The organism is Candidatus Melainabacteria bacterium RIFOXYA2_FULL_32_9, assembly GCA_001784615.1.
GTDB lineage: Bacteria > Cyanobacteriota > Vampirovibrionia > Gastranaerophilales > UBA9579 > UBA9579.
This window is the reverse complement of the sequence record MFRQ01000158.1, coordinates 1-23,322: the sequence shown is the minus strand read 5'-3', so window position 1 is coordinate 23,322 and position 23,322 is coordinate 1. Positions and strand designations below refer to the sequence as shown.

At 31.8% G+C, this 23,322-nt stretch carries 21 protein-coding genes; 8 read left to right on the top strand and 13 right to left on the bottom strand.

The features are described from left to right. Window positions 1–453: 453 nt before the first annotated feature. The 4 genes from A2255_06800 to A2255_06785 all read right to left on the bottom strand — a co-directional run bounded on the left by A2255_06800 (window position 454) and on the right by A2255_06785 (window position 5,154). Window positions 454–1,311 carry a hypothetical protein gene (locus A2255_06800; GenBank protein OGI17072.1) on the bottom strand — a complete coding sequence of 286 codons (858 nt, stop codon included), beginning with the start codon at window positions 1,309–1,311 and terminating at the stop codon, window positions 454–456. A 148-nt stretch (window positions 1,312–1,459) separates the two neighbouring features. Continuing rightward, entirely contained in the window at window positions 1,460–2,581 is a 1,122-nt protein-coding gene (locus tag A2255_06795) for a hypothetical protein (protein ID OGI17071.1), read from the bottom strand. Then, complete coding sequence (locus tag A2255_06790; protein ID OGI17070.1) at window positions 2,547–4,064, bottom strand: hypothetical protein; 1,518 nt, start codon at window positions 4,062–4,064, stop codon at window positions 2,547–2,549. The genes A2255_06795 and A2255_06790 overlap by 35 nt, the downstream gene beginning before the upstream one ends. A gap of 55 nt (window positions 4,065–4,119) precedes the next feature. Continuing rightward, complete coding sequence (locus A2255_06785; GenBank protein ID OGI17069.1) at window positions 4,120–5,154, bottom strand: hypothetical protein; 1,035 nt, start codon at window positions 5,152–5,154, stop codon at window positions 4,120–4,122. A 28-nt stretch (window positions 5,155–5,182) separates the two neighbouring features. Between A2255_06785 and A2255_06780 the strand changes: the two genes are divergently transcribed. Then, window positions 5,183–5,461 (top strand): hypothetical protein, encoded by a 279-nt coding sequence (locus tag A2255_06780; GenBank protein OGI17068.1) that lies wholly within the window; start codon window positions 5,183–5,185, stop codon window positions 5,459–5,461. Between the two features lie 196 nt (window positions 5,462–5,657). Here the strand turns inward: A2255_06780 and A2255_06775 are convergent, their stop codons facing one another. The 3 genes from A2255_06775 to A2255_06765 all read right to left on the bottom strand — a co-directional run bounded on the left by A2255_06775 (window position 5,658) and on the right by A2255_06765 (window position 9,920). Next, window positions 5,658–7,856, bottom strand: coding sequence for a hypothetical protein (locus A2255_06775; GenBank protein OGI17067.1), 2,199 nt, complete (start codon window positions 7,854–7,856; stop codon window positions 5,658–5,660). 38 nt (window positions 7,857–7,894) lie between these two features. Then, window positions 7,895–9,088, bottom strand: a complete 1,194-nt coding sequence (locus A2255_06770) for a hypothetical protein (GenBank protein OGI17066.1) — start codon at window positions 9,086–9,088, stop codon at window positions 7,895–7,897. A 79-nt stretch (window positions 9,089–9,167) separates the two neighbouring features. Beyond that, window positions 9,168–9,920 carry a hypothetical protein gene (locus A2255_06765; GenBank protein ID OGI17065.1) on the bottom strand — a complete coding sequence of 251 codons (753 nt, stop codon included), beginning with the start codon at window positions 9,918–9,920 and terminating at the stop codon, window positions 9,168–9,170. A gap of 434 nt (window positions 9,921–10,354) precedes the next feature. Here A2255_06765 and A2255_06760 point away from each other — a divergent pair, with 434 nt between their 5' ends. Beyond that, entirely contained in the window at window positions 10,355–11,662 is a 1,308-nt protein-coding gene (locus A2255_06760) for a 16S rRNA (cytosine(967)-C(5))-methyltransferase (GenBank protein ID OGI17064.1), read from the top strand. A 106-nt stretch (window positions 11,663–11,768) separates the two neighbouring features. Further along, on the top strand, window positions 11,769–12,635 hold the full coding sequence (locus A2255_06755; GenBank protein OGI17073.1) for a hypothetical protein: 867 nt from the start codon (window positions 11,769–11,771) through the stop codon (window positions 12,633–12,635). Window positions 12,636–12,840: 205 nt separating this feature from the next. On the opposite strand, the gene A2255_06750 is transcribed toward A2255_06755, so the two are convergent. Genes A2255_06750 through A2255_06740 form a run of 3 tightly spaced genes read right to left on the bottom strand, consistent with a single transcriptional unit; the run spans window position 12,841 to window position 16,244 of the window. Continuing rightward, window positions 12,841–13,227 carry a hypothetical protein gene (locus A2255_06750; GenBank protein ID OGI17063.1) on the bottom strand — a complete coding sequence of 129 codons (387 nt, stop codon included), beginning with the start codon at window positions 13,225–13,227 and terminating at the stop codon, window positions 12,841–12,843. A gap of 28 nt (window positions 13,228–13,255) precedes the next feature. Beyond that, complete coding sequence (locus A2255_06745) at window positions 13,256–14,758, bottom strand: cysteine--tRNA ligase (protein OGI17062.1); 1,503 nt, start codon at window positions 14,756–14,758, stop codon at window positions 13,256–13,258. A 31-nt stretch (window positions 14,759–14,789) separates the two neighbouring features. Then, complete coding sequence (locus A2255_06740; protein ID OGI17061.1) at window positions 14,790–16,244, bottom strand: glutamate--tRNA ligase; 1,455 nt, start codon at window positions 16,242–16,244, stop codon at window positions 14,790–14,792. A gap of 266 nt (window positions 16,245–16,510) precedes the next feature. Between A2255_06740 and A2255_06735 the strand changes: the two genes are divergently transcribed. After that, window positions 16,511–16,774 carry a 30S ribosomal protein S15 gene (locus tag A2255_06735; GenBank protein ID OGI17060.1) on the top strand — a complete coding sequence of 88 codons (264 nt, stop codon included), beginning with the start codon at window positions 16,511–16,513 and terminating at the stop codon, window positions 16,772–16,774. A gap of 61 nt (window positions 16,775–16,835) precedes the next feature. Here A2255_06735 and A2255_06730 read toward each other — a convergent pair whose 3' ends face one another. The 3 genes from A2255_06730 to A2255_06720 all read right to left on the bottom strand — a co-directional run bounded on the left by A2255_06730 (window position 16,836) and on the right by A2255_06720 (window position 20,196). Continuing rightward, window positions 16,836–17,561 (bottom strand): short-chain dehydrogenase, encoded by a 726-nt coding sequence (locus A2255_06730; protein OGI17059.1) that lies wholly within the window; start codon window positions 17,559–17,561, stop codon window positions 16,836–16,838. 1 nt (window position 17,562) lies between these two features. Continuing rightward, a complete protein-coding gene (locus tag A2255_06725) occupies window positions 17,563–18,855 on the bottom strand; it encodes a hypothetical protein (GenBank protein ID OGI17058.1) in 1,293 nt (430 codons plus the stop codon). Window positions 18,856–19,650: 795 nt separating this feature from the next. Beyond that, complete coding sequence (locus A2255_06720; GenBank protein OGI17057.1) at window positions 19,651–20,196, bottom strand: hypothetical protein; 546 nt, start codon at window positions 20,194–20,196, stop codon at window positions 19,651–19,653. Between the two features lie 171 nt (window positions 20,197–20,367). On the opposite strand from A2255_06720, the gene A2255_06715 reads away from it, so the two are divergent. From A2255_06715 to A2255_06700, 4 genes are all read left to right on the top strand, one after another. Further along, complete coding sequence (locus tag A2255_06715; GenBank protein ID OGI17056.1) at window positions 20,368–21,351, top strand: hypothetical protein; 984 nt, start codon at window positions 20,368–20,370, stop codon at window positions 21,349–21,351. Between the two features lie 83 nt (window positions 21,352–21,434). After that, window positions 21,435–22,622 (top strand): LL-diaminopimelate aminotransferase, encoded by a 1,188-nt coding sequence (locus tag A2255_06710; GenBank protein ID OGI17055.1) that lies wholly within the window; start codon window positions 21,435–21,437, stop codon window positions 22,620–22,622. Between the two features lie 98 nt (window positions 22,623–22,720). Then, window positions 22,721–22,927 carry a hypothetical protein gene (locus A2255_06705; GenBank protein ID OGI17054.1) on the top strand — a complete coding sequence of 69 codons (207 nt, stop codon included), beginning with the start codon at window positions 22,721–22,723 and terminating at the stop codon, window positions 22,925–22,927. A gap of 63 nt (window positions 22,928–22,990) precedes the next feature. Next, window positions 22,991–23,185: a hypothetical protein gene (locus tag A2255_06700; GenBank protein OGI17053.1), complete on the top strand. Its 195-nt coding sequence runs from the start codon at window positions 22,991–22,993 to the stop codon at window positions 23,183–23,185. The last annotated feature ends 137 nt before the right edge of the window (window positions 23,186–23,322 follow it).

Below are 23,322 nucleotides of genomic sequence, written 5' to 3'. Positions count from 1 at the left end.
CTTCTTTGAAATAATCTTTCACCCAAGTTTCTCTTTTTATTCCTCTTCATAATAAAATAATAAAAAACTAATTAAAGTGTAAGTTTTAGCAAAATTGTAGCTTTAAAACCATTTCTTAGGCTCAGTTATTAGCGGCATAAATAGCCAAATTTTTTACCAGACCCGAAGGGTGAGTACTGACAATAATATAGTATTTTGTAACAAGCTTTTTATCAGGACGAATTTAAAAAATTTGGCGACACAATCGTTCAACTTTTTAAAATCTTCTATAATAATGCTTCTTTTGACGATTTAATGCATGATCCCTGTTATAAACTTATAATGTGCACAAGCAATGGAGAGTTTACTGCCATGGGACACTTTAACTCTTTATATTGATGCAAGTTGAAATATTACGAAGCTTACACTATTAAATATTTAAGGATTTATTTTTAAATTGATGTATTGCTATTGTCACTGTTTTTTTGCTACAAAATTTAGTCCAAAGAAAAAATATTCCCTTAAAAAATCAATTTTTTGAAGATAATTCTGCTCAATATTGATTAAATTGTCATTATTAAAATTATTATATAACCAGGGGTAAAAGAATTTTATGTATTGAAGGTCAGAATCTATTATAAAATTCTGCTTCTCTAATTCATCTCGCCATTCCTTGATATTTCTATAATTCTCATTCCCATATAAAACTTTCTTCTTTAAGTATTCATCATAAATTTCCGTAACTTTTTCATTACCACGTATTAAATATAATCTTAATTGATGAATAATATTACCACCATTTGCTTCTAATATAATTAATTTCCCATTAGGTCTAAGCATCTTATATAAAACACTTAATGCATCTTGCAGAGGCTCCAGATGGTGCAATGTATCCTGAATAATAATAGCATCGTAAGAATTAGGAGAGATTTCAGAGTCAAACAATGATTCACAACTTACCGTAAAAAGATTAGTGTTTCCATATTTATTCCAAAAGCCTTTACGTTTTTCTAAACTAGTAGAATATTTCTCTCCAATAGTAATGCCATGAACTCGAAACTTATTCATTGCCAGAAATAATGCTGTAGTTCCATATCCACATCCACAATCACATATATCTTGAATAGAATCATCAAGATGACTTAGCAAATATCTAAGACGCTGGCAAAAATATGCTTTTCTCATCCTGAACATTGAAGGATCTTTAAGGAACTTATAATATAGTTTTAGCTCCTCATTACTCTCCATTTCTCTTATTAATAATTCAAAGAATTTATTTACATTCATTGAATTAACTTTCGTATTAACTGATAAAGTTCTATTTAACACCATAACAGGCCTCAACCAATTTCAAAAACAAACCTACATTATGAAAATATACAAAATTAACCTTCAGAAATTAATCTTCATATAGGCAGATTATATCGACTAATAAATTCATACAAATTAAACATTATTGATTCCTTTCATACGGATTGATTTAAACAAGTAATAACTTAATTTCTTGATAATATTGATCAGCACACTTTTGCCAGGTATATTTTTTTGCCTGATTATATGGAATATCTTTAAAATCTGTGTTTAAAGCCAGCTCAAGTGAAGCTGAATAGGCATCAATATCGCTTACATCACATAAAATTCCAGCATTACCTATTATATCCATCCTGGATAAATCGTTTGGTGCTACAATAGGCTTATTACATGCCATGGCTTCAAGATATACCAGACCAAAAGGCTCATATATTGAAGGAAGAGTAAATACATCGCAAGCTCTATAATATGATGCCATTTCATTATAAGGAGCATTCATAAGCTTGAATCTATCGCCTAAAACAGATTTACCATACTGGTTGAGATTTTCAATATTATCCCCTGAGGTTAAAATTAATAAACTGCCTTGATTAAGTTTAGCAACTGACTCAATAATAAGTTCTAATCTCTTGTTACTTTGATACCTTGAAGCTGTAAGAATAACTGGTCTTGGCAGATCTATCACTTTAGGTACAACACCTGGATTAAACTTATTAAAATCAACTCCATTAGGAATATACTTAACATCAATATCAGGATAATGCTTCTTTATCCAAAATTTAAACTCTTCTGATAACACAATATATTTGTCTGGCCTGAATTTTAAGTTTCTTGAGGCAATTTTTCCTTTCTCCAAAAACCCGTTATGCTCGGTAAATAATATAGAAGTCCCTTTAATTTGCCTTGCTACTGATGCAACTAAAAGCCCACCCCAATCATTATTAGGGAATATCACATCATATTTACCAAATAATAACCGAAATAAAACGGGAAAAAATGACGATAAGTGCTCAATTACTATGTCAGGAGTAGACGCATGTTTTCCTAAAATTCTATATATTAACTTATATAAAAATAAATTTTTGATAGTTTTATTTCTTCTTGAAAGAGAAAATACAGGTTTACATAAATTATTTTCTTTTTTAGCAGAAAAGATAGTAATATCACACTTATCTTTTAATCTTTCTGCAAGCTCAAGCACAAATACCTGAGAGCCCCCTAATGAGTCCCCGATAGCAGGATGGATAAATGCAATTTTAGGCTTCTTCTGCTCTTTGTTTCTGGAGTACATTTTTAATCTTATTCTCCTTGTTCAGAAATTTCTGTAAACTATCAAGTATAAATTCGTATGTATCCTGAAAAAACAATTTAATAGATAATGCATAAGTTAATACCCCTATAGGCATAAGAATTATCAATATAAGAATATTAGAAAAGTTAAGATTTTTGAGGAAAAGTTTTAATAGAAATATAACAGCGCCCATAATAATAGAACTCAAAAAAGAAGCCTTAAGCGCATCAATAATATCTCCAATTCTCCATTTAAGTTTCCTTACCACTATAGATATAAAGACTATAGCCCAAATAGAACCTACTAAGGACGTAACAAGGCCAATTCCATACAAACCTCCAACCTTAGACCCTAAATATACGGATCCTATAAAGATTGGGGCATAAGCCAGATTACACTTAAGCGTTATATCAGGCCTTCCAACTCCATTCAATAGCGAAGTCCCACACTGGCTAATTGATCTAAGCATAGAATAAATAAGTATCATTTGAAAAATAACAATTGAAGCCTGCCACTTATGCCCAAAAATAGTATTAATATATTCAGGACCAAGTACTACTTGTCCAAAAGCACACGGAAAAGTCAAAATTGATATCATTTTTATAGTCTTTAAAAATCCATTTTTTAGTCTGTCTTTATAATCTTGCAACTTTGAAAAAGCAGGGAAAGATATCATACTAACCGGATAAGTTATGTTATTTACAACCATCATGCTTTTGTCATAAGCAAATGTATAAATCCCAAGAGATGTAGAACCTATCAGACTGCCTATTAAGATATAGCTGGAGTTATTTATAAAATAATCAACTATATTACTAAATAAAACATTCTTTCCATACCTAAACATTTCAATCCAATATTTGAAATTGAACTCTAATTTAGGCCTCCACTTTGTTAAATTCCACAATATTGCTGTACTAATAACAGAAATAATAACTTTTGGATAGATAAAACTCCAAACCCCAAATCCCAATAATGCAAGAATCATATATAAGCTACTTTTTATTATGCCTAATATAGTATCCAGAATTGAAATTTTCTTGAATTCTATATTTTTAATTAAAATAGTTTTTTGGATAGCTCCCAGAGAAAATATGAATATTGCTATGGCAGTAACTCTAAGAATATCAGCAAGCACAGGCTCATGATAAAAATTGGCCACCATAGGTGCTAATAATACCTGAAGACTAACAAATACAGCAGCTGATACTAAAAACAACCAGAAACCTGCATTTAATCTCTCCTCAATATTATCCTGAAAGTGTATAATGGCTGAATTGATTCCAAATGAAGTTATAACCCATATAATCGTGTCAAATGTTATTGCTATAGCTGATATCCCAAAATCCTTAGGAGTAAGTATTCTTGCAAGAACTATGCTGCTTGCAAAAAATATTATTTTTTGAATAATCTGTAGGCTAAACGACCATTTTACACTTTGCCTGGCTTTATCACCTACTTTTTCAACTGTTAAACTGTGCATAATCTTCCCCTTTAACTTGCCTGATCTTTTTGAATCATTACCTACAGAAATAATATTAATTTTGACATTCTGTATTTACCTGTAACTTTTCTTTTTTATAACGTTTATAACAGCAAACTAAAAGGGTTAAAATTACCCAAAATATTACATTAGCAGCTCTATCATAATAAGCGTTACTAACAAAATTCTGAATCATAGTTATAACAGTAATTACAATTATGGATGTTCCGATAATCCTATTATGATTTTCCGGAATACCTTTATCCATAAAAATTGATATCCCTTGAAATAAGAGAAATATAAAAATCATAATAAAAGGAATCAAACCTATTAAGCCAAAGTTGTATGCTGTTTCAAGGTAAACATTGTGGGGTGCATTGGATTCTCCTAAAGGCACAATATTATCAAGAAAATGTTTTGAAGCATTTATTCCCTGTCCTAACAATATATTTCCCTGTAAAATTAAATTATACAGGTTTCTCCACATAGCAAAACGCCATTCAAGAGAGGCTGTATCCATAAATCTTAGAATTAACGCATTTAAAGTCCCTGTATAAATCAAAAACACAGCTAACAAAGTGCTCATGACTGATGAGGCTACAAATAACTGTATTTTTCTTTTCCAGGGTAAAAATAAGCCCATTATCATGAAAATTAAAGCAGTGTTAATTATAGATGTTTTACTGAATGTAGCTGCAAGTGCAATAATATTAAGTATTATCGTGCATATCCAATAAAATTTATGTTTTTTTGAAGTCAATAAGACATATAAAGCAAAACATACAAATAAAGATAGTGCATAGCCATATTCATTGAAATTATAGAATGTTCCTCTAACCCTGTAGAAACCTTCATTTACCATTCCACCAATCCCTGTAGCGTATTGTCCTATGGCAATTACAGCAATGGCATTAAATAAATAACTTAAATACCTGGTTAATTTATGAATATTTTCCTGATCTCTTTCTATGTAATTATGCACAGCCAATATTGAGAAAATAGCAAAAAATATTAGACCAAATGTTTTTGCTAATTCAACAACACTGGTATCCGGCCTAAAATAGTTCAACAATATAACAGCTACATACATTACCATTGCCCATAAATAAAAAGAGGTATTGGAAACAGTTTTAAAATACTTTTTTATAATCCAGAAAACACAGGGAAAAGATAATGAATATAACGCTCCTGTGATAATAAACTTATCATCTAAAGGCAAAATACGTGTGAATGGATATATAAATAACGCAAAAAATAAAAAAAGTTTGGGTTTATCATATAAAATTGGCGTCAAAGCAAGTCCTATCAAACCTAACATTGATAAAACCAATCCTTTTATACCTAAAATAGCTGTTGCAAAACCTGATAAAATTATTAACCCTATTATAAAAAGATAACTATACTGTACTTTTTCTACCTTACTTAAACTGGATATGCTTTCCATTTCCTATATACTCCTTGATAAGTTTGCACTTTATTTATCTCACTTTTGAAACAGTCTATCTTCTTCAATCCACCTATAGACCCGTGAGATTTAACACTTAAGAATTGCGAGTAACGCTGTTAAATCAACGTTACTCGCAATCTAATAATTTATTTTTTAACTAGAGTACTTTCTTCTTGCGGCATCATATTAGAAATTATTTGTTTTATATACTCATTAGACAGTACAGCTTCACTATTTTGCACTTCACGAGCAACAATACCAAATATTGGAATATGATAATTATTAAGTAATCTATTTACTTTTCTTAAAGCTGACTTGGTAGTTTCAAGTCCTGATATTAATATGACGCCATCAACATATGAACTGGTCGTCACTGCATCTGATACGGCCAGAGCAGGTGGAGTGTCCACTAATACCCAGTCATATTGTTCTTTAAGTTTTTGAACTAATATATTAAATGCTGGAGAATACAGGAATTCATTTGGATCAGATATATTAGCCGTATTTGGAATTATACAGAGATTTGGAGCTTCTGATAATTCATGAATAAAGTAAGATAAGTATCTCCAATTAAACTCACCTGTCTCCTTAACTTCTTTTGTTATGCTGGTTAACAATTCAGCAAGACTAAACTGTTCATTTGGTTTTAGACCGAATTCTTTATGAATTGATGGAGTTCTAAAGTCTGCATCAAGAACTATTACAGATCTACCTGCTCTGCTTAATCCATAAGCAATATTCATAAGTACGGTTGATCTTGATTTAGAGAATTCAGTTGAGCTGAAAACAAAGGATTTTGCGCCTGAATTATAACCTCTTATTCTTAAACTGGATACAACTCTTTGATATGCAAGTGAATAGTATGATGCATTATCATCAATAGCCAGCAAAGCATTTGGCTCATTGTATGTTTGCTTATCAAGCCATGGTATTACCCCAAGGACTGGTGCTTTTAATTCTTCCTCAATTTGCTCAACTTCATCATAAGTATCTTTTGTTAGATACATTACCATTACACTTACAATCCCTAACAATGCACCAAGAATTCCAAATAAACCAGCTGTCTGGGTTCTACCAGGAAATGCCGCATATAATGGCACTATAGGATTATCAATTACATTAATATTACTTACTATACCTGATTCTCTAATGCCTGTTTCAAGCTGTTTTGCCTTTAAAGTATTAACAATAAGAGCTAAATTAGCTTCTTCCTGAAGAAGGTGAGATAGAACAAGCTGTTTATTTGGAATAGATGATTTTATTGCTTTAAGTGTATCTATAGCTGAACTTAATACACCACTTTGAGCTAATAAACCTCTATAAGTGGCTTCACTTGACACTAAACTTTCCATCATGGAGGTTCTGACCGGATCAGAAATTAAGATTTCCTCTGCATTTTCTAAAGAACCGCCAACAGTTTGTCTAATTTGATCAGCAAGTTCTGATTTAATTTGGCTAATTCTGGAATTTAAAGCAATTATTGATGGATGAGTCGGAGCATATTTCGTATTAAGGCCGGATAATTCTTCCTGAGCTTCACCAAGTCTGGTTTGTAAAGCTGTTATATTTGCATTATGACCTAAAGCAACAGAATTAATTGCTTTATGCCAATCAATACCAAGTTTTCCTGAAATAGAAGCAACTCTGTTACCTTCTGCTCCTGCTGAGGCAACTATCTCATGATATCTATTTTCAAGATCACTTAACTGACCAACAATACTTGCAGATTCAACTTCTAGATTGATTGTTGAAGCAGCTTGTCTAAATTGTCTAATCTTTTCTCTAACTGTAGCAAGGTTAGTTTCAGCATTTGATAATTGATTGTTTATAGTTTCTTGACTTTGAACAAGTCCTTTTTTAGATTGATCAACATTATTAGCAATATATGCAGCTGCAAACTCACTGGCAACATCTTTTGCTATTTTGGGATCTGACCAGCTGGCAGTTATCTCAATTATGTCGGTACCAACAGGGTTTTGAACATTTATAGCTTTTTGCATTAATTTAGCACCAACTTTAGGATCATCATGAAATTTATATTTTGCACTAATTGTCTGCCATACTTTATCAGATAATACTCCTGAGGTTAAAATCTGCATTTGTGTCAAAGCAGGATTACCGTTCCTGGTTAAAGGAGTAAGATCATTAGCTGTACCTAATGCAGTTACATATTCGGTTTGAGTATTATTTTTAATCAATAACTTTGCAGTAGACTTGTACATCGGTTTAAATATAGCTACTGCATAGAAAACTCCTATCATTAAACCTATTATAGAAAAGAGCAAGATTATTTTAAAATTCTTTCTAAGTATATTTAATACTTTGCCTAAGCTTAAACTCTCCACGGGTTTTCTCCTTATCATTAATATCTGCTACTCGATTATTACCATCTATCATATCTTCTGGTTGGATTAAACATTTCAGCCCAACTGTTATATGAATCAGCAAACCTGCCAAATGGAGATATGATATTTCCCATAAAATCAAATCCTCTTGAGGCCACTGAGGTTGACTTGTCAGCAACTACAACAATATCATTTGGTCGCAAAATCAAGTCATTTGAATTTGGATCTACATAAAAAGTAGATACATTTCCCTGAGGAGTAACTCTTTGAATAGTAACAACCTTTTTATTAGCTTCAGGCATATAGCCTTCAGACGCAGCTATAGCAGAATTTAATCTTGGACTATTAGAGGTAAGTTTATGAACCCCAGGCCTGTTAACTGCACCAATTACTCTGACAGGAAAGTCTGCCGGTGCAAGTGATGAACTGGCAATAAGCATAAAATCCCTATCTGCAATTTGCGCATCAGACTCTAATGTAGGAATATAAACCGTATCTCCCGATCTTAAATAAATATCCTGTGACGCATCTCCCTGCTCAATTAGCTTCATTAAATCTAATTCTTCATTTCTACCCGTTGCATTATTTGTTACTCTAATACGTCTTAAGTCTGCGTTATATTTAATACCTCCTGCATTTGCAACAACACTTGCAACAGTTAACTCTGGAGTAACTGCGGATGTTGTTCCTGCACTTATCTCTCTGCTTGTAACTCTTTCCTGCTGATATAGTCCTGGTTTTTGTACAGCACCATAAATATAAACCTTTGCTGTCTGCATGCCATTAACTTTTAGAGAAACTTTAGGATCTAAAAGATAAGACTTAAATCTTGCTTTAAGCTCTCTGGTTAACACTTCTACATCAGATCCTGCGACAAATATTTCCCCAAAAGGCTCAATAGTCGCATAACCATCAGGTCTGACTAAAATTCCTGGCTGAGTAAATTCAGGTTCACCATAAACAGAGACAGCTATACTATCTCCTGGTGATAATAAATACTTGGTACTTAACGTTTTAACTCTTCCGTTCACATAACTTGAACTTGCGCCAGGAGCTACTGAAGAAATTTCCTGCAATTGCTGCTTAAATTCCTCCACATCCAGTACTTGTGTTAATTCTGCCTGATTGCTCTTCTCATCAGGCACACTGGATAGCTCTTCTGAGTTAGCACAATTCGAATTTAACATTAATGCTAAAAACAATAATGTTATTGCGGCTTTACTTTTCCCCATTTCTAAACACTCCTGTAACTCTACTTGCTAAAATAAACCTGATTATTTTAAATCTATTCATCAATTTGATAATTCGCTTTTATGCTGCCCCTTCCGCCAAAATTACAACCGGGATTGTTTTTAAGAGCAGATAAAAGTCTAATTTTAGATCCCAATTATCAATGTATTGATAATCAAGCTTAACTACCTCATTAAAGTCTAAAATGCCTGATCTTCCACTGACCTGCCACATTCCGGTCAAACCCGGAAGTGTAGCAAACTTAAGATAATGCCACTTACTGTATTTCTCCATTTCTCGATCAAGAGGAGGTCTTGGGCCGACCAGACTCATTTCACCTTTTATCACGTTAAATAACTGTGGTAATTCATCTAAACTGTATTTTCTAAGGAATTTTCCAACTTTAGTGATTCTTGGATCTTCAGTCATTTTAAACATTACATCATTTGTTTCATTCATAGATCTTATCTGCTCAAATTCCTCCTCAGCATCCTGCTTCATGCTGCGGAATTTATACATATAAAATTCTTTTCCGTATAATCCTATTCTTTTTTGCTTAAATAAAATTGGTCCCCTGGAATCCATTTTTATAGCTGTTGCTATTAAAACCAGAACCGGAGATATTAAAATAACGCCAATAAAGCTTGCTACAAGATCAAATATCCTCTTTATTTTCCATTGAAAAGGTCTTCTAAGCCATAAACTATAATTTCTTGCAATCCAGAAAGGATTTACTTTCACAGAAAAAGAATCTTCATTGATAGTTTTGCTGCTTGAAGCTATCAAATGCAAAAGATGGTTTAGCTCTTCTTTTTTACCCTTAACTGTAGTCACTTTTAATTATCCCCAATACAAATCTCCAATAACCAATCTCAAATTATTTAGAGCCTGTCTGACTAAAAATGTAGAAATCAGGCCATGATACAATTACAGGCTCGACTTTTGGACTTAAAGTTGTTTAAAGACAATTCACAAGACGATTCAACTTTAACAAGACAGCTTCTTAATATTTTGTAGAATTTAACCTCATTCATTTTTAAATATTTGTTGCCTATATCTTGTGAAAAATCATGTTTACAAGATATTCGACAGTTGGATATTTTAAAGCTCATCCATGAGTTCAATAAAAATTAACCTATCAATGTGAATAATATAAACCACCAAAAATGGTACTACCATCTGGCTTGTCACTAATATAAAGATAATTCATACCGAAAATTGGTTTTTGATATACTTTTTAAAATAAAGAGGTAATTGGTTAAATTAATATGGATGTAAGACAAGTAGCTTTAAAAGCATTAATAAAAATCATCGAAAAGAGTAACCAGGCTGATGAAATATTGAACTTCTATTCAGGTAAAGTAATTTTTCCATCAGAGTTAAAAAACCTTGTCTCGGGTGTTGTAAAACATAAGTTGACCCTTGATTTTTTCATTCAAAACATTTCAACAAAAAAACTCAAAGATTTATCCTACGAAGTCAAAAATGCATTAAGATTAGCAATATATGAATTAGAATACCTTCATACCCCTGATTATGCTGTTATAAACTCTTATGTAGAACTTGTAAAGCAATATGATAAAAAATCAGGAGCCTTTGTAAACGGAGTATTAAGAAATTTCATACGAAAAAGAAGCGAAATTAATTTTCCTGATGCTGAAAAAAATCCTGTTTACGCTTTTAGCATCAAATATTCTCACCCGGAATGGATGATTGCAAGATGGATACATAATTATGGAATTGAAGATACCAGGAAAATCTGTAAATATAACAACCTTGCCCCAAAACTTGTAATTAGAGTAAATACATTAAAGATTTCTAAGCCCAAATTAATGGATTTTTTTATACATAATAATGTATCTTTTTCCGATGATAGAATCGTTGATGAGTGTATGATTATTCATCATCACAATAGCATAAAAAGCATCCCTGGCTTTGAAGAAGGCTACTGGACTGTTCAAAGTGAGTCATCATCACTTGTATCAATAATTTTAGACCCTAAAGAAAATGAAAGTATCCTTGACCTTTGTGCTGCACCTGGTGGAAAAACCACCCACATTGCAGCTATTATGAATAATAAAGGCAAAATTACAGCAGTTGATATAAACCCTAAAAGACTTGAAAAAGTTAAAGATAATTGTTTGAGATTGGGCGTTAAATCAGTAAATACAAAGGCAGCTGATGCCACTCAATATGTATCTGAAGAAAAATACGACAAAGTATTAGTAGATGCTCCCTGCTCTAATACCGGTGTTTTAATAAAAAGAATAGATGCAAGATGGAGAAAATCTCCGGAAGATATACAAAATCTTGCTAAATTACAATTAGAAATCCTAAATAATGCTGCAAAACTTGTTAAAAATAATGGTATTATCGTATATAGTACTTGTAGCATTGAACCTGAAGAAAATAATCAGGTAATAGAAAAGTTTTTAGAAAGTAATAAGGATTTTAAACCGGATAAAATTGCACCATATTTATCCTGGACAGTTCAAGAAGATAAAGGATATTTTCAAATACTACAATCCAGGCAAAACATTGATGGATTCTTCATTGCCAGGTTGAGAAAAATATAAAGCTTCATTATTTTTGGATATTTGCTCTAAATATGAGATAATATACCAAACTACTAGTCTGGATATAAAAAGAGGAGGATATATGAATAACGATAACGTTATTAACATAGATAAGCTTAATGCTCAGGTTTTTGGCAAATTTAAAAACAGTCCGATTATTCTTTTTTTCATTATAGCTCTGGTTACTATAACTCTGGCAAAATCTATAGTTGTTGTAGAAGCAGGAAAAAGAGTTGCAGTATTTAATTCTTTTACAGGAGTTGAGAAAAGAACTCTTAGAGAAGGCATGCACTTACTGGTTCCTTATATTCAAACCCCTATTTCTTACAGTGTCAGAACAAATACTTATACAATGTCATCTCAAGAGGGGGAAGGTGAGAGCATAAAAGATGATGCGTTGAACTGCTTAACTGCTGATGGGCAGAAAATAAGAATAGATTTATCTCTCAGATATAATTTACTTCCTGAAGAAATTTGGCAAATACACCAGGAAGTCGGTCCTGATTATTTAGATAAAATAATAAGACCAGGATTGAGAAGTATTGTCAGAAACACAATATCTAATTATCCCGTAGTACAGGTTTATTCAGGAAAAAGACAAGTTATTCAAGACGAGATTGAACAAAAAACCAAGGAAGCCCTGGCTAAATATCATATTAACGCCTCTGAAATACTTATCAGAAATGTCACCTTTACTGATGAATTCGCAAAAGCTGTTGAAATGAAACAAGTAGCACTTCAAGACTCAGAGAGAATGCGCTATATACTTGAAAAAGAAAAACAGGAAAAACAACGTAAAATCATAGAAGCAGAAGGTGAAGCTGAAGCTATCAGAAGAAAAGCTGCTGCTTTAAAAGCAAATCCTCAGTTAATTCAATATGAATATGTATCTAAAATAGCCCCTGGCGTAAAAACAATTATCACTAACCAGAATTCAATAATGAATTTACCTTCTGAAATGTTTAATAAATAAGATTATCTAACTTGAATTGATGTAATTTTACAAGATGTCATCGCGAGGAGCGAAGCGACGTGGCGATCCAAACAATATTTATTTTTATTACAAATTTTAAGGCTTAAATACTGAATTTCCTGGATTGCTTCAGGCCAAAGCCTTCGCAATGACAAGTGTTCGCTTTTGCCATATTATTTAGTAATCTTACCACTAGCCATTCGGGTTACATAGAAGAAATTTCAGATAATTTCTCGCTAATTAAAGGATCTATATGGCTATATAGGTCCTTTAATCTTTCTGGATTATTTAAATATAAATAGCCAACTAATGCCTCAAAAGCTGTACTAAGCCTGTGAATTTTTTGATTCGTTCTTCTAGCGGTTGTAACCTGCAAGTTTCTTGCTCTTCTTACAATCTCTTTTTCTTCATCAGTCAAACAATCCTGAATCTTGTACAGTAAATGCACCTGAAATTCTGCATTTACAATACTAATTGTATATTTATGCAGTTTATCAACTTTTGAGGATAACAAAACAGTCTTTTCTCTTGCATAAAGTTCATATACAGCATCACCAATATGCGCATAAGACCTTATAGGAAGATCTTTCATTTAATCATCTTTCTCTTTTTACTTTTAGCTAATCCTTAAATTCCCAGGTAGTTGCTCTATCTTTATGATCTTTTACAGTTATACCAATTTGAGCTAATTCATCTCGTATTTTATCAGATATTTCCCAGTTTTTCTGATCCCTTGCTGTATTACGAACTGATAAAATTACCTCCATAAGCTGATTGGTCAAAATAGCGGTTGGTTCTTCAACTTTTGTAAGATTAAATCCTAATATATCAGATAGTCCTAACAAAAGTGCAACACAGAATGCACATATTTCTAAATTATTTAAATCTTTATGTCTTTGTGCAGAGTTAGCTATATCAAATAAAACAGCTAGAGCTTTTGAGGTATTAAAGTCATCATCCATTGCGTTAATAAAGTCTTTGATAACTTTAATTATATTTTCCATAAATTCAGCAGGTATTTTTTCTTCTAAATGCTGCATTGTATCTATATTATAGAATGGTAAGCGATCTGTTTTAGCCAAATCATCGATCACAATATTTAGAAGATCTCTGGCTTCCTGAATTTTATCTTCACCTAAAATATTTTTTATATCATTATATGCATTTTTTAATCTTCTTACACCAGCTTTAGCTGATCTTAAACCTTCATCGGTAAACTCTATAGGCATTCTATAATTACTTGTCAGTACAAATAATCTAATAGTATTAGCATCATATTTATCCAAAATATCCTTTATAGTCACATAATTACCAAGTGACTTGGACATCTTTTCTTCATTGACAAGAACAAATCCATTATGCATCCAATATTTAACAAATGGCTTATCAAAAGCAGCTTCTGACTGAGCTCTTTCATTCTCATGATGAGGGAATATCAGATCATGCCCGCCGGCATGAATATCAATAGTATCGCCCAAATAACGCTTAACCATAGCAGAACATTCTATATGCCAACCCGGCCTACCTTTTCCCCATGGGCTATCCCAGCCTAATTCATCTTCGGTTTTAACTGCCTTCCATAGAGCAAAATCAAGAGGATCTTCTTTTTTCTCGGAAGTCTCTACCCTGGCTCCCGCTTCCAGATCATCAATATTCTGCTTACTTAAACGACCATATTTTTTATATTTATTAACTCTGTAATACACATCTCCATTTCTTGAATATGCATAGCCTTTATCCACAAGAGTATTAATAATATCAATCATCTCCTGAATATTTTCTGTAGCTCTCGGTTCAATATCAGGATCAGCTATATTCAGCCCATGCATTGCATCTTTAAACTCTTCGTAGTAAGTCTCTGCTATATTTTTTGGAGTCGTACCCACTGCTTTAGCTTTATTAATTATTTTATCGTCAACATCAGTAACATTTCTGACGTAAGTTAGATCATAACCTTTAAATCTTAAATATCTTGCAACTATATCCCAGGTCATATAACATCTTGCATGCCCTAGATGAGGATAATCATAAACTGTAGGACCACAGACATACATTTTTACCTGTTTGTCATTAATTGGGGTAAAGTCCTGAACTTCTTGGGATAATGTATTATATACTTTCATAATTAGAATTTTACCTCTGGATAAATTACTATTACATACTAGGAGCTCTTAAAGCTTCTCTTACTCTTAGCTTAACTCTATCTTTACCTAAAAGTGAGATAATTATAGCGATATCTGCGCCTTTTGTTGTACCGGTCAAGGCTGCTCTTATTGCCCACATAACTTGTTTTGGCTTTAAGTCAGACATAAACTTCCTGAAATCTGCAAGCTGATTATGTATGTCATCAACATTATTATAGCTAATTGAATCAGTGATTTTATAAAATTCTGTTAAAACTCTTTGAGATTCAGGAATATTGATGACATCATTTTGAACCTGCGGATCTATCTCAACAGTATCACTAAAGAAATATCTGACTGCATCAGTAATATCACCTAATGTAGTTAGGGGCTCTCTAACAGCTGCAACCATTGTTTCTAATTGTTCCTGAGTGTACATTGAAAGATCATAAGGTTTAAGATATCGTTTTGCCCTTTCTGTCATTTCAGAAATTGGTAAACTTCTGATATACTGCCCATTCATCCAATTAAGTTTATCAAACTCAAATATTGCAGGACTAGGAGAAACTCTGTTTAAGGAAAACTCCTGAATTAATTCATCTAAATCCATTATTTCCTTACCACTAGCGGGGGACCATCCCAGCAATGCCAGGAAATTAACGAATGCTTCAGGCAAATATCCCTGATCAATAAATTCACTTACAGCAGTTGCACCATGCCGTTTAGAAAGTTTTGTTCTATCAGGAGCTAAAATCATGGCCACATGAGCAAATTCAGGAATATTAGCACCCAAAGCCCTATAAATAAGGATCTGTCTTGGAGTATTTGATATATGGTCTTCACCTCTTATAATATGGCTTATTTTCATTTCCATATCATCAATAACCACTGCAAAATTATAAGTAGGTGTACCATTAGATTTCATAATAACGAAATCCCCAATTAACCCTGTATCAAATTCAAGTTTGCCCCTTATAATATCATCAAATTCAAGGTGTTCCGGTGATACTCTAAATCTAACTACCGGTTTTCTGCCTTCTTGTTCATAGCATTTTATCTGCTCAGGGGTTAGACTCTGACATTTTTCTGAATATGTATAAACTTTCTTTTCAAGCTGGGCTTTCTCTTTTTCTGACTCTAATTCTTCCTGAGTACACCAGCATAAATAAGCTTGACCGGACTCTATTAATTTATCAGCATACTTTTTATATACATCAAAGCGCTCTGATTGCTTGTAAGGCCCGTATGGGCCTCCAATATCAGGCCCTTCATCCCAGTTTAATCCCATTGCTTTTAAGCTGTCATATATATTTTGAGTATATTTTTCCTGAGATCTCTCAATATCTGTATCTTCTATCCTTAAAATAAATTTTCCATTATGTTTTCTTGCAAATAAATAGTTGAATAGAGCCGTTCTTGCCGTTCCTACATGTAAAAAACCTGTAGGACTCGGTGCAATTCTTACTCTTATATTTTGATTTTCCATTGCCAATTCCTCAATTTCTAATGACAGAAATGATGTTACAATAAAAATATATCATTAAGCTTGATTATATTTATTTATTGTAGTAATAAATATATGAATATATTCTTCAACTTTTAAATTTTAAAATAAATATAATATATTGTAAAAATTAAGATTAAGAATTGAAGATTTTTCTTGAAGTGTTATTATCTTATAGCTAACATGCTATCAAATGAGTTAATTGTTTAACATCAATGATATAAGATTAATTAGAAGAGGAAACATAAATGGCATTAACAAACAAACAAGAAATCATTAAAGAATACCAAAAAGCTGCAAATGATACCGGATCACCAGAGGTTCAAGTTGCTATACTAACTCAAAGAATTAAAGAGTTAACCGAGCATTTCAAAATCCACAAAAAAGACTTCCAAGGACGTCGCGGTCTTTTAATGCTAGTTGGACAAAGAAAAAGACTTCTTCAGTATCTTAAAAACGAGGATGCAAGTAGATATAAAAGTTTAATCGAGAGATTAGGACTTCGTAAATAATTTAATAAGAATACAAAGAAGCTGACTAGTAAGTCAGCTTCTTTGTATTCTTGAGCAAAGTTTATGTTCCCATTCTTTTAAAGAACATTTCAGGTATATTGTTAAAATATATAGAAATAAATTTCCACTGCCATTTACTATAAATAATATCTCTATACTTTTGTTGAGCTTTAAAGACATCATATGCGATTTCTTGAGGTTTAGCAGGAGCAATTGTATCTCCATTATTAGCTGCCTTACTCATAACCTCACCTATTTTTACAGTTGTAACGTAAACATCTGATTCTATAAGTCTACTTCTCAAACCTGATAAATAAGTGGTTAATCCTGCTTTCGCACTTCCATACGTATAATTACTGCGTCTGCCTCGATCACCTGTTATTGAGCTTATACCTATTATAAAACCATCTTTTCTAGCTTCAAAATCATTAGCTATAACATTTAAAATCGACACACAACCGGTAAAATTTATATCAATAATCTTTTTAGTTTCTAAAAAATCCTCTTCTGACTCGTATTGATCTCCTAAATAATCAACAGCACAAATAACGCCGACTGGCTTTGGATCCAAACTATTATAGAAATTTTTATGATTGTAGAATTCTAACGCATCAAACTTGAATACTTTTGTTTTTATTTTATACTCTGATTCCAGATTTTCAGCTGCAAATTTTAACTTTTCGGTATCTTTTCCTGCCAGATATATACCGTAACCATTTTTAGCATATTGGGCTGCTATAGCTTTTGCTACATCTGAATTAGCCCCAAGTATAAGCACATACCCCATATTAAATTCCTATCCTCTTAGATTGTAATGATTGAAATTTATTATTACTATCAAATTTATGTTTTAAGGTTTTAAATATTTCACTATTCGGGTAACTTTTCTCAAACACCTCTCTAGTCATTCTAGCATCTTTTGCCAGATTTAATCTTCCCTCGTATCTCAATACTAATTTATCCAGTTCATGTAATAAAAAAAACAAATCAGAATTAACAGGAAAGTTAATGCTGAGAGAATATCCCTCCATAGGAAAAGATAATAACCCATCTTGCTTACCAAAAAAGATTAAAGTAGAACCAAATGGTTGTTGATTACTGCTATTTACTATATCTAGCAACTCCTTTAGGCCTGCATAACCTAATTCTTTAGGGAAAGCAATTTGATATTGAATACATTCATCTTTTCTATCTGCTTTATTTATATTGTCTACCTTATCAAAAGTATAAAAGAAAGTATTATAAGGGATAATAAACTTTTTCTTCTTTTTTAATTGACTGTGAAAATACAGGGAATTATATGTCTTCTGAGATAACAGTCCAGGAAATATAAAAGGCAAATCGTACTGTTTTTTATGATTTAAAGAACTATTCTTTAAATCATCTTTTGTAGCATGCCTGACTCTTCCAACAATTCCCCGTCCAAGATTTTTACCTTTTGATAGACAATCTATCCAGGCTACAGAATAATCAAAGTCTTTTGAATATTCAAAAATATCAAATAAATCTTCAAGATTTCTGGCTTTTATAGATTCTTGATATATATATGGAGTTTCAACTTTTAAAAGTTGAAACTTTGCCCTCAAAATAACTCCTGTTAACCCCATTCCTCCGCAAGTTGCCCAAAAAAGTTCAGGTTTACTCTCTTTTGAGCAAGTCACTATACTTCCATCACCAAGCATAACGTCACAGGAAATAAGATGATTAGAAAAAGACCCTTTTTTATAATGATTTCTACCATAAATATCTGCGGCAATAGCTTCGCCAACTGTAATAGATCGAACTTCCGGAATAACAGGAAGCATCCAGCCTTTTGCAACAAATATATTTAATATCTCTGAAAATTTAACACCTGATTCACAAGTTATAATTCCGCTCTCTTCATTAAATGCCAATATTTTGTTAAATCTAAGCGTAGAAATAACATTAAAGTTTAAGGCATTATCTTCGAAAAAGCAGCCTGATCCTCTAGGAATTAGCTCCTCAGCATTTTGTATAATGGTTCTTAATTCATTTTCCGAAGAAAAATCAAACAAATTTGCGTTAATTTCAGGATGTTTTTCCAAATTAGATACTCGCATATCTGCTTTCTAAATTACTAATACTTTCCAATATAATTCTATCCTTAATTTAATAGATATTTCTGCATTCTGGCAACTGTTCATAATCAATATCCTCTTAAATCCCTTTAAATAACTTGAATCGCTAACTAATTTTAGCCAAAATTCTCAAAAACCCACCCCTGCCACCCTAAAGGTGAATAAAGGGCTTCGCCCTTTATCAAATCTATATAATTTTTGAGAATTTTAATTCAGTTATATCAAGCTTTTTATTGATCTAGCAATTCAGGCTAAATAATAAATAGACAAATAAACATTTTGTAAAATAATGTTTCAATTTCTTAAAAAAAGCATAGAAAAGCTAAAGTAAGTTTTTAAATAAACCGATAAAAATCATGTGACTAGGGATAAATTAAACAGAGGGAAATTAATGAATAAGACAAATAGGCTACCAAGTTCAAATATATCAGAATCAGTATTGTTTTTAATTAAAGGAGCTAAAAAGCGTAGATCCATGGCTGTTGCAAAAGCAAAAATGATCCAAGGCGAATTAGGTGTCATTCCACGTTTAATTGCGATTAAATAACTCAAGTTGCTAGTAAAATAATCGTGTATGTCATTACGAGGTGCTTCGCACTGTTATTGGTTAACAACCTTTCCAATAATACCACTATCATTCGTAGAAAGTGAATACTAGATAATAATTATTGCGAAGTAATCTCAAAGCAAAAATTTCTAGCAACTTGAGTATTAAATAATTCCTAAAAAGGGACCTCCGAAATATCTTGAGAGTTTTAATAATCTGCTAATAGCAGATTATTTTTTTTGAGGAGCAGGTATTGAGGTTGGATTTTTTATAATTACCAGGACTTCGTCCTTTCCAACCATCTTCAAGTTATCTCTTGCCAATTCCTCTATCCCTTTGCTGGATGAATAGCTCTGTATTTGCTTTTTTAATTCTTCGTTTTTTTGTCTTGCAATAGAATTAAGTCTCTCAAGCTTATTAATTTGCTTATTTAAAACTATATATTTAGTAGTATTTAAATAAACTCCTCTAACAGCTTGAATCAGACAAATAATTAGCAATAAAGCGACTAATAAGTAATATAATCTCTTTTTATTAGCCCTCATAATTCTTTCTTTATATATTTTATATCGATCTTTCTTGATAAAATCCATCTTTTTATTATGAACACCTTTATACATCAAGGCTTTCACCTCTTTTTTGGTTTTATAAAAATCATGCCGTATTTTAAGTATATTAATTTTAAAAGAGTCTTTATAAAATTGTCCAGTGCTTTGTTTTATGGACAGCGGAAAAATCATTAAAGATTTTGATAAAAAAATGCAAAGCTGCCCCATTAAACTCTACAATCAAAGTAATAATACAAAGATTAATGAGTTTAAGTTTGTGTCTTTGGCACCTCATTCTTAATAACCAGCAAATAATCGAGCAATAAAAAATACTGAATTAACTATAATCTTCCTTTATTGTTATAATAAGTGTGTTACAAATTTATTTTATTTTTGAATATGTATAACATTCTTGCTATAAGCCCTATAAGCATTGCCGGATCTTTAATAATTAAAGGTCTATCAAAAGGTTTTCAACAACTTGGCAACAATATTTTATATTTAGATATTAGAGAACTTAATTTTGAGATTATTAAAAAATTCAAGCCTGATTTTGTTATTGGATATGATTATGTGCAATTTATAAATCCACAAGCTGAAAAAATCCTTGAGAAACTTAATATCCCTGTGATTCATTATTTTGCAGACGATCCAAACTCTAATTTTGCTCATTCAGGAGATTTAAGCTTATTTAGTAAATTATCTAATTCAGATGGCATAATTTTCTGCTGGGATAAACAATACCTGAACGTATTCAGAAATAAATGCTTCTATTTACCTCTAGGAGTGGATGCTGACTTATATACAGTTCAAAATAACAATACTCAGCAAGCTTTAGATATAGTTTTTACAGGCAGGCCCCTTACAAACATACGATTAACTATATTGAGTGAGATAATTAAAAATTTCCCGGACAAACTTAGCATTTATTCATATAAAAAGCATTTCGATACAAGCATTGAAGACATGCAAAAATTGCTAAATGAAACTGAACTAAACCACTATAAAAACAGTTATAAAGGATTTCTTGAGACAGAAGAACAGCTGGCTGAAGTTTATGCTAATTCTAAAATTGTTCTTAATATCACAATGGATCAGGGTTTAAGCAGTATGAATTATAGAGTGCTGGAAGTTCTAGCAGCAGGAGGCTTTTTATTAACAGATTACAAACAAGATACTGCTGATTATTTTAAAGCTGATAAAGATCTGGTCTTTTATAAAAATAATGAAGAATTAATAAGAAAAATATCTAAATATTTAAATGAACATTCACTAAGAAACCAAATAGCCGAAAACGGTAAAAAAATGGTAATAAATAATAATACGTTTAAACAAAGAGCACAAGAAATTTTAAATAAAATCGGAGAATTACGATTAATTTAGGTGTAAATGTTATTTTTTGTTGAATACAGAGAAAAAATAATATAAAATATCTACAACTGTTTAGTCTTAGGAGTAGCCAATTTATGTATACAAAGTTAAATATAGTTCCATCAAAAAAATTATTAAATTTGCCAACCTACATTTTCGCAGAATTAGATGAGTGGAAAGAAGAGGCACGTTCAAAAGGGGCGGACTTAATTGATTTAGGAATAGGTAATCCTGATGGCGCTACTCCTGCTCCAATTGTTGAAGCTGCAGTAAAAAGTATTCAGGATCCGAAAAATCATGGTTATCCAAGCTTTAAAGGCAAAGACGAATTAAGGCAAGAAATAGCTAAATGGGTAAAAAGAAAATATAATGTCGATGTTAACCCTGAAACCGAAGTTCAAACACTTCTTGGCGCAAAAGAAGGCTTGGCACACCTGGCATTAGCTATGACAGATCCTGGTGATATAAATATAGTTCCTGATCCATACTATCCTGTTCATTCAAGAGGTACCTGGATTTCAAATGGGGATGTTTATCACGTAAAATTAGAAGCAAAAAATGACTTTTTACCGGATCTATCAACTATACCTGAAGATGTAGCTAAAAGAGCAAAAATATTTTTTATAAGCTATCCTAATAATCCAACTTCTGGAATTGCGACTAAAGAATTTTATAAAGACTTAGTAAAATTTTGTACTAAATATAACATTTTATTATGCTCAGACCTTGCATATGCAGAGTTATGTTTTGATGGACATCGCCCATTAAGCATATTTGAGATAGAAGGAGCTAAAGATGTAGCTATAGAATTCCATTCTTTTTCCAAAACATTTAATATGGCCGGATGGAGAATAGGTTTTGCAATAGGAAACAAGGATTTTATTAAAATCCTATATTCTATTAAGACCAATATCGACTATGGAACATCTTCGATTGTTCAAGATGCTGCAATTGCTGCTCTAAAAATGCCAGAATCCTATGTAAATGGAATTGTAGCAAAATACCAGAACAGAAGAGATTTTATGACTGAAGGATTTAATAAACTCGGATGGAATTTAAGTAATCCTAAAGCAACTATGTATATGTGGCTACCGGTACCAGGAAATCAAGATTCTAAGTCCTGGTGCAAAATGGTATTAGAAAAGACCGGAGTCGTATTCACACCTGGTATAGCCTTTGGAAAATATAGTGATAATTATTTCAGAGTCTCATTAGTTGCACCTGATGAAAGATTAAAAGAAGCTTTATGCAGATTAGAATCTGCCAACATAAGATATTGCTAGAAACCAACTTTGAAGGGTGACACAAAAAATCACCCTTCAAAGTGATTAATAAATTCTAAGAAATATTGTATTATTTAGTTATGCTGGAAATATGCAAATTGATTAAGATAAAATCTTTGAAAAAACAAGGCAAGAAAAACAAAAAACAAGCAGCTACAATGGTAGAATATCTTTTAGTTGTTTCTCTCGTGTCAATAGCTGCAGTTGGCGCCCTAATGGTAATGAGCGGACATATGAAGGGCGTGTTTAGTGGAATAGCAGATAAATTACAACCTGTAAACCAGGTTCTTGAACAAGCAACATAATTTAGTAAATTATAATTTACTAATTATAATAACGAAGCAAGTAGAATACTAAAGGAGAGCAAAATGTTAACAGTTAAAAAGAAAAGAAAGGCGCAAAGTTTAGTAGAATATGGACTTATTTTAGCGCTCGTATCAGTCGTAGCTATCGCTGTACTTCAAATAATGGGTACTCAAATCAGACAAACTGTAGCTAATATCAATACCAAGTTACAAAATGCTAACGCATATTCAGGATCATCATCTGCGTTAACAAACTAATTTCATTAATTATCAATAATAAATTATTAAATAAAGCGAGTGGATTTTTAAAAATCCACTCGCTTTTAGCCTAAATTATCCATTTCAAATAAAGACCACCGCATAACTCAAATATTAAAAAAACCCAAAAATTGGTA